This window comes from Streptomyces sp. NBC_01264 (assembly GCF_026340675.1).
Taxonomy (GTDB): Bacteria; Actinomycetota; Actinomycetes; order Streptomycetales; family Streptomycetaceae; genus Streptomyces.
This window is the reverse complement of sequence record NZ_JAPEOX010000001.1, coordinates 4,260,162-4,272,270: the sequence shown is the minus strand read 5'-3', so window position 1 is coordinate 4,272,270 and position 12,109 is coordinate 4,260,162. Positions and strand designations below refer to the sequence as shown.

Annotated in this window: 12 protein-coding genes; 8 read left to right on the top strand and 4 right to left on the bottom strand. The window is 70.9% G+C overall.

Features of this window, described 5'->3' with window-relative positions; all coding sequences use genetic code 11:
• Positions 1-418 precede the first annotated feature (418 nt).
• Positions 419-1,396, top strand: coding sequence for a sigma-70 family RNA polymerase sigma factor (locus OG435_RS19615; protein ID WP_266878307.1), 978 nt, complete (start codon positions 419-421; stop codon positions 1,394-1,396).
• Between the two features lie 210 nt (positions 1,397-1,606).
• On the opposite strand, the gene OG435_RS19610 is transcribed toward OG435_RS19615, so the two are convergent.
• The gene (locus tag OG435_RS19610; protein ID WP_266878305.1) at positions 1,607-2,566 is read right to left on the bottom strand and encodes a helix-turn-helix transcriptional regulator; all 960 of its coding nucleotides are present in this window, start codon (positions 2,564-2,566) and stop codon (positions 1,607-1,609) included.
• Between the two features lie 248 nt (positions 2,567-2,814).
• On the opposite strand from OG435_RS19610, the gene OG435_RS19605 reads away from it, so the two are divergent.
• The 4 genes from OG435_RS19605 (at position 2,815) to OG435_RS19590 (ending at position 8,109) form a co-directional block, all read left to right on the top strand.
• A complete protein-coding gene (locus OG435_RS19605) occupies positions 2,815-4,218 on the top strand; it encodes an MFS transporter (protein ID WP_430625766.1) in 1,404 nt (467 codons plus the stop codon).
• Between the two features lie 140 nt (positions 4,219-4,358).
• Positions 4,359-5,120 (top strand): DeoR/GlpR family DNA-binding transcription regulator, encoded by a 762-nt coding sequence (locus tag OG435_RS19600; protein ID WP_266878302.1) that lies wholly within the window; start codon positions 4,359-4,361, stop codon positions 5,118-5,120.
• On the top strand, positions 5,117-6,070 hold the full coding sequence (pfkB, locus tag OG435_RS19595) for a 1-phosphofructokinase (RefSeq protein ID WP_266878300.1): 954 nt from the start codon (positions 5,117-5,119) through the stop codon (positions 6,068-6,070). Before OG435_RS19600 ends, pfkB begins: the two co-directional genes overlap by 4 nt.
• Positions 6,067-8,109, top strand: coding sequence for a PTS fructose transporter subunit IIABC (locus OG435_RS19590; RefSeq protein ID WP_266878298.1), 2,043 nt, complete (start codon positions 6,067-6,069; stop codon positions 8,107-8,109). The genes pfkB and OG435_RS19590 overlap by 4 nt, the downstream gene beginning before the upstream one ends.
• Positions 8,110-8,149: 40 nt before the next feature.
• Here the strand turns inward: OG435_RS19590 and OG435_RS19585 are convergent, their stop codons facing one another.
• Complete coding sequence (locus OG435_RS19585; RefSeq protein ID WP_266878296.1) at positions 8,150-8,920, bottom strand: DUF6227 family protein; 771 nt, start codon at positions 8,918-8,920, stop codon at positions 8,150-8,152.
• Between the two features lie 192 nt (positions 8,921-9,112).
• Between OG435_RS19585 and OG435_RS19580 the strand changes: the two genes are divergently transcribed.
• On the top strand, positions 9,113-9,754 hold the full coding sequence (locus OG435_RS19580) for a vitamin K epoxide reductase family protein (RefSeq protein WP_266878294.1): 642 nt from the start codon (positions 9,113-9,115) through the stop codon (positions 9,752-9,754).
• Between the two features lie 160 nt (positions 9,755-9,914).
• Here OG435_RS19580 and OG435_RS19575 read toward each other — a convergent pair whose 3' ends face one another.
• Positions 9,915-10,325 carry a rodlin gene (locus OG435_RS19575; RefSeq protein ID WP_266878292.1) on the bottom strand — a complete coding sequence of 137 codons (411 nt, stop codon included), beginning with the start codon at positions 10,323-10,325 and terminating at the stop codon, positions 9,915-9,917.
• A 278-nt stretch (positions 10,326-10,603) separates the two neighbouring features.
• Between OG435_RS19575 and OG435_RS19570 the strand changes: the two genes are divergently transcribed.
• Together OG435_RS19570 and OG435_RS19565 are read left to right on the top strand one after the other, a co-directional pair.
• A complete protein-coding gene (locus tag OG435_RS19570; protein ID WP_266878290.1) occupies positions 10,604-11,143 on the top strand; it encodes a hypothetical protein in 540 nt (179 codons plus the stop codon).
• A gap of 156 nt (positions 11,144-11,299) precedes the next feature.
• A complete protein-coding gene (locus tag OG435_RS19565) occupies positions 11,300-11,539 on the top strand; it encodes a chaplin (RefSeq protein WP_266878289.1) in 240 nt (79 codons plus the stop codon).
• An 86-nt stretch (positions 11,540-11,625) separates the two neighbouring features.
• Here OG435_RS19565 and OG435_RS19560 read toward each other — a convergent pair whose 3' ends face one another.
• On the bottom strand, positions 11,626-11,976 hold the full coding sequence (locus OG435_RS19560; protein WP_266878287.1) for a hypothetical protein: 351 nt from the start codon (positions 11,974-11,976) through the stop codon (positions 11,626-11,628).
• Between the last annotated feature and the right edge of the window lie 133 nt (positions 11,977-12,109).

Genomic DNA, 12,109 nt, shown 5'->3' with positions numbered 1-12,109 from the left:
TCGGACGGGTAGGCCATCGCAAGCCGAGGCAACCAGAAGCCGCTGAGGTTCGTCTCTTGGGGTAGGAGTGCAGCCGGTGGCGAGCACTGCGACGGGGTGAAAACGGCCCTGTCAAGTGTGACGGTGGTCTCATCGACGCCCCGCTCGCGCGGCCCGTCGGCCCTCCGAGGTCGGCCGTAATTACCGCCCTGACCTGCACCTCTTCGAGTGCGACGGCATCGCCGGTCCCCTCGGATCGAGGGATGGCGGGGCAGGATACTGCAAGATCTCGAAAAACAGGGAGCAACGTGGGAATTCTGTCCCGATTCCAGTCGTTGTTTCCTTCGGAAGCGGGCACTCGGGAGAGTGTCCGGGCAGCCGCACCAGTGCAGCCGAACCACCGCACCACCGCGACCGAACTCATCGCAAGGGAGCACGCATGGCAACCCGCGCCGTCGCCCGTCGTCAGTCCACGAGCAGCGCTCGCTCTGTGGGCGGGGAGATCGCAGACCGCGACCTGGTCGGCATGTACCTGGACGAGATCGCCCGGACCCCGCTGCTCGACGCCGCCAAGGAAGTGGAGCTCTCGCAGATCATCGAGGCGGGCGTGTACGCCCAGCAGATCCTCGACGGTGCGATAGAGCGCAAGGGCAAGCAGCCCTCCCAGGAGGAGCTCGAAGTCCTGGCCGCCGAGGGCGAGCGCGCCAAGGAAGTCTTCATCCGCTCCAACCTCCGCCTGGTCGTCGCCGTGGCCCGCCGCTACCCGCGCAGCGGACTGCCGCTCCTCGACCTCATCCAGGAGGGCAACGCCGGCCTGGTCCGCGCCGTGGAGAAGTTCGACTACGCCAAGGGCTTCAAGTTCTCCACGTACGCCACGTGGTGGATCCGCCAGGCGATCACCCGTTCCATCGCCGACCAGTCCCGCACCATCCGGCTCCCCGTCCACCTGGTGGAGGAGCTCGGCCGGATCCGCCGGGTCCAGCGCGAGTTCAACCGCGAGAACGGCCGGGACCCGGAGCACGCGGAGATCGCCGCCGAGCTGGACACCACGGAGAAGCGCGTCGGCGACGTCCTGGACTGGGCGCGCGACCCGGTCAGCCTGAACATGGGCGTGGACGAGGACGGCGACACGCAGTTCGGCGACCTGCTCGAAGACACTTCGGCCATCTCCCCCGAGCAGTCCGTCCTCTCCCTGCTGCGCAGCGAGGAGCTGGAGGACCTGCTGGGCAAGCTGGATCAGCGAACCGCGTCGATTATCAAGATGCGTTACGGCATTGATGACGGTCGGGAGCGTACGCTGACGGAAGTGGGCAAGCAGCACGGCCTGACCCGCGAGCGGATCCGTCAGATCGAGAAGCACGCGCTGCTCGAACTGAAGAAGATGGCCCGCGACACCGGCTTCGACGCGGTGGCCTGACCGGCCCCGAGAAGAAGCCCCCCATACGAGCCCCCGGCGCCTATCCCCCCCAGGCGCCGGGGGCTCCCCCCATTCCAGCCCCTCCGGCGTTTGAGGAGCGGGGTCTGGGGCGGAGCCCCAGGGCCTCGGGCGCAGCCCGGGCCCTGACGGGTCAGGGCGGAGCCCTGGGAACGGTGGAAGGGCGGGTAGGGGACGGCCCCGCAGGGCCCGCTACGCCCCCGCCGCCTCCGCGAGCCGCGCACCGAGCGCCCGAGCCGCCTCGACAAGCACCTCCGGCCCGTGCACGACGAACGGCACCCCCACCAGCGCCAACCGCGCCACCAGCCACTCCGGCGAATCCGCCGACTCGAACCGCACCCGCACGGCGGCGCCGTCCGCGCCCCCGGCCCCACCCACCACATGTTCCGCCACCCACTCGGGCAGCCCCGAGGCCACCGAGAACGTGACTTCGACCGGATACGCGGACTCCCCACCCCGCAGCCCCCGCCGCACGAACTCCTCCGCATCCATCGGCAACCCCCGCGGAGCGAACCGCACCCCCGTGGCGCCCGGCTCGCTCACCCGGTCCACCCGGAAGGTCCGCCAGTCCTCGCGCTCCATGTCGTAGGCCACGAGGTACCACCGGCTCCCGGTGCTGACCAGCCGGTACGGCTCCACGAGCCGCCGCGAGTCCACCCCGTCCCGCGCCCGGTAGGCGAACCGCAGCCGCTCCGGCCCCGCCACCGCCGAGGCGATCGCCGTCAGCGTCCGCGGATCCACGCTCGCCCCGTCGCCCCGCGCCACCGCGACCGTCGCCGACTGCAGTGCGCCCACCCGCCGCCGCAGCCGCCCCGGCAGGACCTGTTCCAGCTTCGCGAGGGCCCGTACGGAGGCCTCCTCCACGCCCTCGATCGCATGCCCGGCCCCTGCCCGCAGCCCCACCGCGATCGCGACGGCCTCCTCGTCGTCCAGGACGAGCGGCGGCATCGCGGCGCCCGCCACGAGCCGGTAGCCGCCCTCCGCGCCGAGCGTGGCCTCCACCGGGTATCCCAGCTCCCGCAGCCGGTCGATGTCCCGCCGGATCGTGCGGGCGCTCACCCGCAGGCGCTCGGCCAGCTCGCTGCCGGGCCACTCGCGCGGGGTCTGGAGCAGGGAGAGCAGGGAGAGGAGGCGGGCCGGGGTATCCGTCATGGTTCAAAGGTGCCAGCCAAATAGGACACCACCTGACCTACATGCCGTCTAGGTTTCTCCTCATGAGCACCGAGACGACCCAGTCATCGCCCGAAGGAAAGAACGGGCCCGTACAAGAAGAGCGGACCGACCCTCCCGCAGAGACCACCTCGATCAGCAAGGCCGGCGACGCCGGAGACACGCGCGCGACCGGCGACGAGCCCGCGGCCCCCGCCGACCGCCGTCGCTGGATCGCGCTCGCCATCGTGATGACCGCCGCCTTCATGGACCTGGTCGACGTCACGATCGTCAACATCGCGATACCCCGGATGCGCGAGGACCTCGGCGCCTCCACCAGCGCCATCCAGTGGATCACCGCGGGCTACGCGCTCGCCTTCGCCGCCGGACTGATCACGGGCGGCCGTCTCGGTGACATCTACGGCCGCAAGCGCCTTTTCCTCATCGGCATATCCGGCTTCACCGCGGCTTCGCTGCTCTGCGGCCTCTCGCCCAACCCCGACGTGCTCGTCGCCTCCCGCATCCTCCAGGGCGGCATGGCGGCCATGATGGTCCCGCAGGTGCTCGCGATCATCCACGTCACCTTCCCGCCGCACGAGCGCGGCAAGGTCTTCGGCCTGTTCGGTGCGATCATCGGCCTCGGCGCCGTCTCGGGCCCGATGCTCGGCGCCCTGCTCACCGAGTGGAACATCGCCGGTCTCGAATGGCGCCCGATCTTCCTGATCAACCTGCCCGTCGGCATCGCCGGCGTGATCCTGGGCCGCAAGTTCATCTCCGAGTCCAAGGCCCCCAAGGCGCTGCGCCTGGACCTGGTGGGCGTCGTGCTCGCCACCCTCGCCCTGGTCATGCTGATCTTCCCGCTCACCCACGGCCGTGAGAACGACTGGCCGGTGTGGGGCTTCGTCTGCATGATCGCCTCGCCGCTGGTCTTCGGCGCCTTCATCGCCTACGAGAAGTACAAGATCCGCAAGGACGGCTCCCCGCTCGTCGAGCTCTCCCTCTTCAAGGTCAAGAGCTTCGCGGGCGGTATCGCCGTCCAGCTGACCTTCGGCCTCGCGACCGGCATCTTCTTCCTGGTCTGGACGCTCTACATGCAGATGGGCCTCGGCTGGAGCGCCCTGAAGGCAGGCTCCACCGGCATCCCGTTCTCGATCGCCGTCTCGGCCGCCGCGGGCGTGTCCGTGCAGAAGCTCGTACCGCGCTTCGGCCGCAAGGTGCTCCAGGCCGGCGCGCTGACCATGGCCGCGGGCGTGCTCATCTACATCTGGGAGTCGGACCGGTACGGCATGACCATCAGCTCCTGGCAGATGGCCGCCCCGCTGATCGTCATGGGCATCGGCATGGGCCTGATCGTCGCGCCGCTGACCGACACCGTGCTCTCCGAGGTGCCGCGCGAGCACGCCGGCTCGGCGTCCGGGCTGATCAACACCACCGGCCAGATGGGCAACGCGCTGGGCCTGGGCCTCACCTCCGTCGTGTACTTCGGGTTCATCGAGGACGACCGGATGTTCGGACCGCCCTACGTCGACGCGTTCCACCACGCCATGTGGTGGGTCGTGGCCGTCATGGTCGTGATCTTCTCGGTGATGTTCATGCTGCCGCGCAAGGCCGTCCCCATGGCCGAGCGCGAGGGCGGCACGGAGTACGCGGGCTAGTCCGCACGCCTCCGCACCCCTCCTCACGGGCATGTCCGCTTCTGTTGGCGGACATGCCCGTTTGTTTTGTTTTCAGTCGTAAACGGGCGTACTCTACGAAGGAATCCACAGAGTCGGGCATCGAACGGATCTGAAGCCACATGTACGCACCGGAGCGCCAGCAGGAGATCCTCCGCCTCGCCCGCGAGGCGGGCCGGGTCGACGTCCTGTCCCTGGCCGACCAGTTCCAGGTCACGGCGGAGACCGTGCGCCGCGACCTCAAGGCCCTGGACCGGGCCGGGCTCGTGCGCCGGGTGCACGGCGGCGCCATACCGGCCGGCCGCCTCGACTTCGAGCCGGACCTCACCGAGCGCGAGTCCACCGCGGCCGACGAGAAGGACCGCATCGCGGCCGCGGCCCTCGCCGAACTCCCCCACGGCGGCAGCGTCGTCCTCGACGCGGGCAGTACGGTGGCCCGTCTCGCGGCCGCCATTCCGGTCGACACCGCGCTCACCGTGGTCACCCACGCGCTGCCCGTCGCCGCCCGGCTCGCCGACCACACCGGCATCGACCTCCACCTCGTCGGAGGCCGCGTCCGCCACCGCACCCGCGCCGCGGTCGACGCTTGGGCCCTGCGCGCCTACGCCGAGATCCGCGCGGACGTCCTCTTCCTCGCCACGAACGGCTTCACGGCCGAGGGCGGTCTGACCACCCCCGATCTCGCCGAGGCCGCCGTCAAGCGGGCCGCGATGGCGGCAGCCCGCCGCGTCGTCCTGCTCGCCGACTCCGCGAAGGCGGGCCAGGAGCACTTCGCGTGCTTCGGCACCTTCGCCGACGTCGACCTCCTCATTACGGACCAGGGGCTCAGCCCCGCCCACAAGGCGGCGATCGAGGCCGCCGGTACGGAAGTTGTGCTCGTATGATCCTCACCGTCACCCCCAATCCGTCCCTCGACCGGACCTACGAAGTCCCCTCGCTGGACCGCGGTGAGGTACTGCGCGCCACCGGCGACCGGGTGGACCCCGGGGGCAAGGGCGTGAACGTCTCCCGCGCGGTGGCCGCCGCGGGCGTCCGTACGACGGCGGTCCTGCCGCTCGGCGGCGCACCGGGCACGATGATCGCCGAACTCCTCGGCGCCCAGGGCGTGGACGTCACGGCGGTCTCCATCGCCGGCCAGACCCGCTCCAACATCTCCCTCGCCGAACCCGACGGCACCCTCACCAAGATCAACGCCGTCGGCCCGACGCTGACCGCCGAGGAATCGGCGCTCCTCCTGGAGACGGTCCGCACCTGCTCGGGCGGCGCCGCCTGGATCGCCTGCTGCGGCAGCCTCCCGAGGGGCCTCGCCCCCGAGTGGTACGCCGACATCGTGACCCGGGCCCACGCCGCGGGCGCCCGCATCGCCCTGGACACCTCCGGCCCCGCGCTGCTCGCGGCGCTGCCGGCCCGCCCGGACGTGATCAAGCCGAACGCCTCGGAGCTCGCGGCGGCCGTGGGACGGCCCCTGGCCACCCTCGGCGACGTGCTCAAGGCCGCGGAGGAGCTGCGCTCGCTGGGCGCGGGCGCGGTCCTGGCCTCCCTCGGCGCGGACGGTCAGCTCCTGGTCTCCGAGGAGGGCACGTACTACGGCACGGCGGCCGTCTCCTCGGTCCGCAGCAACGTCGGCGCGGGCGACGCGTCCCTCGCCGGCTTCCTGATCGCGGGGGGTACGGGCCCTGCGGCCCTGGCCGCCGCCCTGGCCCACGGCGCGGCCGCGGTCCAGCTTCCCGGCAGCGCCATGCCGGCCCCCTGCGACCTGCGCCCCGACGCGGTCCACATCACCCAGGACCTGCCCCTGGACCTCCCTCTGTCCGAAGTGAGCGACGAGCGATGAGCGAGATGATCCTCCCCGAACTGGTCGACCTCGACCTGTCCGCAGAGTCCAAGGAGGGGGCGGCACGTGCCCTCGCCGAACGGATGGTGGAGCTGGGCCGGGTCACCGACCTGGACGGCTTCCTGGCCGACGTGGCGGCCCGCGAGGCCCAGATGCCGACCGGTCTGGAGGGCGGCATAGGCATCCCCCACTGCCGCTCCACCCACGTGACGACCCCCACCCTGGCCTTCGGCCGCTCCCCGTCGGGCATCGACTTCGGCGCCCCGGACGGCCCGGCGGACCTGATCTTCCTGATAGCGGCCCCCGCCGGCGCGGACGACGCCCACCTCTCCATCCTCTCCACCCTGGCCCGCCGCCTGATGCGGCCCGACTTCGTGGCCACCCTCCGCGCGGCAGCGACCCCGGAGGAGGCGGCAGCCCTGGTCGCGGGCGAGCCCGAAAGCCCAGCCCCTCCAGCACCCACTCCAGCCCCTCCGGCGTTTGAGGAGCGGGGGTCCGGGGGCGGAGCCCCCGAAGGGGCCGGGCGGAGCCCGGTTTCGGGAAGGGGCGGGGTGGGGGAGAGCCTCGCAGGGCAGCCGTTCCGAGTGGTGGCCGTCACGTCCTGTCCCACCGGGATCGCGCACACCTACATGGCCGCGGAGTCCCTCCAACAGGCCGCCGCCGAGGCAGGAATCGACCTCCAGGTCGAAACCCAGGGCTCGGCCGGCTTCACCAAGCTCACCCCCGAAACCATCGCCGCAGCCGACGCGGCCGTCTTCGCCCATGACGTCCCGGTCAGGGACAGGGCCCGCTTCGCCGGCAAGCCCACCGTCGACGTAGGCGTCAAGGCGGGCATCAACCGCCCCGCGGAACTCCTCCAGGAGGCCCGCGACAAGGCGGCACGCGGCGAGACCACCACCGCCCCCACCCCGGTGGAAGAGGCCGGCGAGGAGCAGGACGGCTACGGCGCGAAGCTCCGTACCTGGCTGATGTCCGGCGTCAGCTACATGGTCCCCTTCGTCGCCGCCGGCGGCCTCCTCATCGCCCTCGCCTTCGCCATCGGCGGCTACGAGATCAACAACGCCCCCTCGGTCGCCGAGCACTTCGTCTGGACCGAGGCCGCCAGCTGGGCCGCGCTGCTCTTCCAGACCGGCGGCCTCGCCTTCGGCTTCCTGGTCCCCGTACTCGCCGGCTACATCGCCTACGGCATGGCCGACCGGCCCGGTCTCGTCCCCGGCTTCGTCGGCGGCGCCGTGGCCCTCACGATCGACGCCGGATTCCTCGGCGGCCTGATCGCCGGTCTCATCGCGGGCGGCACCGTACTCGCCGTCCAGAAGCTGAAGATCCCCACCGCCCTGCGCGGGATCATGCCGGTGGTCGTCCTGCCGCTGATCGGCTCCGCCGTCACCGCGTTCCTGATGTTCCTGGTCGTCGGCAAGCCCGTGGCCTCGCTCCAGCGGGCCCTCACCGACTGGCTGGCGGGCCTCTCCGGCGCCAACGCGATCATCCTCGGCGTCATCCTCGGCCTGATGATGTGCTTCGACCTCGGCGGCCCGCTCAACAAGGTGGCCTACGCCTTCGCCATCGGCGGCCTCGCCACCCCCAACGAGGGCAGCCTCAAGGTCATGGCCGCCGTGATGGCCGCCGGCATGGTGCCGCCGCTGGCGATGGCACTGGCCACCACGGTCCGCGGCCGGCTCTTCTCCAAGACCGAGCGCGAGAACGGCAAGGCCGCCTGGTTCCTCGGCGCCTCCTTCATCAGCGAGGGCGCCATCCCGTTCGCCGCGGCCGACCCGCTGCGCGTGATCCCGGCCTCCATGGTCGGCGGCGCGGTCACCGGAGCGCTCTCGATGGCCTTCGAGTGCACCCTGCGGGCCCCGCACGGCGGCATCTTCGTGATCCCGCTGATCGGCAACCCGCTGCTCTACCTGATCGCCATCGCCGCCGGTACGGCCACCAGCGCCGGCCTGGTCATCCTCCTGAAGGGGATGCGCAAGCAGGCCGCGCCCGCCGAAGCGACGCCCCCTCCGGAACCGGCGAAGGTCACCGTCGCGGCCTGACCCGACCCGACCTGGCCTGACCCGACTCGACCCGCCCAGGTCACCTCACCCGCGCGCGGAGCTCCATGGCTCCGCGCGCGGCCGTTTCGGTCTCGTAGACCTCGCACATGTGCCGCCCGTCCGGCGTCACCGTGTGCTCGACCTCCCACAGGCTGAACTCGCTCCCGTCCAGCAGGACGAAGGAGTGCTCGTACAGGCTGAAGCCGGCGTCCCGCCCGTCCGCCAGGCACTGCCGGGTGCCGAACACCTGCGTGATCTGGTGCGCGTAGGCCGACCGCAGCAGCAGGGCCACCTGCTCGCCCGGCCGGTCCGGGTTCTCCGCGCGGCGCAGTACCCGGCGGGCGTGGTCCGCGGACTCCTCCACCTCGTACTCGCGGTGCCGCGGGGCCGGGGTCGGATCGGTGAACAGCGCGCTCAGCACGGCGATGTCGCTCTCCGGCTCCTCCTCGGCCGTGACCTCCACGAGGTCCCGCGCCACCTGCGAGGGGACCTCGCCGAAGAGCCGGGCCGCCGCGAGGCAGGTCTCCGCCTTGCCGGCGAAGACCTCGTACCGTATGGAGAGGTCGGGATCCTGACGGTGCGCCAGCTCCCACAGGACCACGGAGTCACCGTCGGACAGCAGGTAGGCGTGCCGGTGTATCTCCCGCCACGGTCCCGCCGAGGGGCTGCGGCGGGTGGTGTGGAGCGAGGTCCTGTGGGCGAGCGCGGTGCCCAGCCGCTCGACCAATTCGTCCGGCAGATCGAAGGAGTTGAGGGCGCGGCCCAGGAGTCGGCCGAGGTGCGCCTCGGTTGTCTCGTGCGGATCGCTCAAGGTGGGTCTCCAGGCCGTCGCAGCTCGTCACTTCGCGGAAGCTCAACGTAACCCCTGGGTCTGACATCACGTCCGGGGTTCGGTAAAACGTCCGGGAAGCGCCAGGGGTTCCAGCCACCCCTTCAGGTCAACCTCCATGTCGATGAGCATGGTTGGGCCGGATAGCGGGCACAAGGGCGGGAGCATGACCGTATGGCAACAAATACCGTGGGCGTCCCCCGCCAGCAGGGCCGTCCCCACAACCGCAAGGACGCGGAACCGATCGCGGCCCCCCGTGCGCTGGCCTGGCTGCTGCTGATCACCGGGGCCGCCGGAGTGCTGGCCGCCTGGGTCATCACCCTGGACAAGTTCCTGCTGCTGGAGAACCCGGACTTCAAGCCCGCGTGCAGCCTCAACCCGGTGGTCTCCTGCGGCAGCGTGATGAAGAGCGACCAGGCGGCGGCCTTCGGCTTCCCGAACCCGATGCTGGGGCTGGTCGCCTACGGGGCGGTCGTGTGCGTCGGCGCCGGCCTGCTGGCCGGGGCCCGCCACCGCGGCTGGTTCTGGCTGGGACTCGACGCCGGAATGCTCTTCGGCGTCGGATTCTGCACCTGGCTCATGGTCCAGTCGCTCTACGAGATCAACGCGCTCTGCCTGTGGTGCTGCCTGACCTGGGCGGCCACCCTGGTGATGTTCTGGGCGGTCACCGCGCACACCGTGCGCGCGGGGATCCTCCCCGCGCCCGCACCGGTACGGAACTTCTTCGCCGACTTCGGCTGGGCCCCGCCCGTCCTGCACACCGGCGTGATCGGGATGCTGATCCTGACCCGGTGGTGGGATTTCTGGACCGGCTGATCCTCCCCGGACCGGTCGACGGCATGCGAGGGCCCCGGCAGCTGGACGCTGCCGGGGCCCTCGTCACTTCACGACGTCACGCCGCTTCTTCGAACGCGTCGCTCCACGGGCGCCGGTTCTGTGGACCAAGGGGTCCCGGACCGTCGATCGGGAGCGGAGATCAGCTGTTGGCGGAGACGTTGCCCGAGAGGAGCGGGATGTTGTCCAGGATGTGCGAGAGCGGCTCGTCGCCCTTGGCCTGGGTGGAGTTCTCGGCGCACTGCTGGTTCTGCGGGTTGGACAGGACGTTGACGTCCTGGACACCGATGTTGAGCAGTGCCACCAGGGACTGGGCGTTGACCTTGGCCGGCAGACCGATGCAGGGCTTGTTCAGGGTGCCCTGGACGACGCCGAGCTGCGGGCTCATGTCACCGTGGGTCTTCTGGTTGCCGTAGGCCTGCACGGCACCGTTCCCGTTGACGGTGTTGATCCCATTGTCGTTGCCGATCGCCATGGCGGGGGCGGCAGCAGCAGCGCCCGCGCCGACGGCGGCGGCGGTGACCGCGGCAGCAGTCATGATCTTCTTGAGCATCTTGATCCTTTTGTCGCACGAGTGCCCGCTAGTGGAGCGCCCTGATCAACTGCTCTTTTGGTGGTTGGTTCCGCTGCTTCACTCAAACGGCCTGTCCACGGGCAGGTTTTCCCCGGGTGGGGTGAGCCGTCCCCGGACGCCTGCGCGAAGCCCGTACGCACCCCGCAGCGGCGCGGAGGCGCCGCGCTCGTGTTGCGGTCCGTGCAACCCCTTCGCACGGTGGGTAAGGAAGCGGATCGCTCGGGTCCGCTTCTGAGCGACCACCAGAAGGAACATCCATGCACCGCACCAAAGCCTCCCGCATCCGCGTCCTTGTCCCGTCGGCCCTGGCGGTCGTCATACTCGCCGGCGCGGCAGCTCCCGCGGGCGCCGCAGAGGGTGCCGGTGCCGCCGCGAACCGGGTGGCGGCCGCACAGGAGGAGATCAACGAGAGGGTGGCGAAGGCGGGTCCCGTCGAGGACGCCCTCGCCGCCGTCTCCGAGATCCTGGCGAACCTGACGAAGAGCCTGGGCACCCTGCTGCCGGGGATCAAGATCCCCGAGATCAAACTGCCCACGCTCCCGTCCCTGCCGCAGATCCCCGCGATCCCCGCCCTCCCCGACCTGCCGATCCCGGCGATCCCGGCGGTTCCGGAGATCCCCGACATCCCCATTCCCGACGTCCCGATCCCGGACGTCCCGATCCCGGAGGTACCGGCGCTGCCGGTCTCCGAACCCGCCGCCCCGCCCGCGGCCGCGGTGCCCGCCGTGCCGGCGGTGCCGGGGACGGCGGCGGGCCTCGTCCCGAAGATCCCGTCGTTCGCGGAGTTCCTTCCGTAGGCACCGGGACCCGTACGCGGACCCGCACGCGGTTACGACTATTGGGCTGAACAGGTCTGATCGCGTGCGGAACCGTGTCGTCTGGGAAGGTGGACCGTTTCGCTCGATGTGAGCCCCGGAATCGGGGCAGAACATCGAAGAGAAGGTGCACTTCCCATGAACACTGCCAAGAAGGCCGCCCTGGTCCTGGCCACCGCTGGTCTCGCTGCGGCCGGTGCCGCCGGCTCCGCAATGGCCGACTCGTCGGCCGAGGGCGCGGCCGTGGGTTCCCCCGGTGTCCTCTCGGGCAACCTGGTCCAGGTCCCGATCCACCTTCAGGGGAACGTCTGCGGCAACTCCGTGAACGTCATCGGCGCGCTGAACCCGGCGTTCGGCAACGTCTGCGTCAACGACTGACGTTCGACGCACCACATGACTGTGGGCGCCCCCGGCGAGGCCGGGGGCGCCCACAGTCATGTCGGCGGCGGAACGGGACGGGCCCGTCAGTGCTTGGAGCCGCCGCCGTTGAGCTTCACTCCGCCCAGCAGCGGGGAGGCCTGGGTGGCCCCGTTGGCGAGGTGCATCACCTCGGCCGGAGCGTCGTTGCGGACCTCGTTGACCTTCTGGACGGTGGTCACGACCTTCTGGACGCTCTCGCCCTGCTCGGCCAGCCCGTTGCCCACGGTCTGGGGAAGCGCCGCCGACACCGGGTTCACCGAGTCGGTGACGGCCGTCAGCCCGCTCGTCAGGCTCATGGGGACGGCGGGTGCCTCGGTGGCGGCGAAGGCGGGGGAGGCGGCGCCGAGGGCGGCGACGGATCCGACGACGACTGCGGCGACCTTCGAGAGCTTCATGTTCGAAATCCTTTTCCAATGGTGGCCAGTGGCGACCGTCGCGCCACTTTCGACCTGGTTAACGATTCCCCGGCGCCACGGAAACGCGGAACCGAACACGGCAACGGCCGGAGAATCCGACAAGGATTCTCCG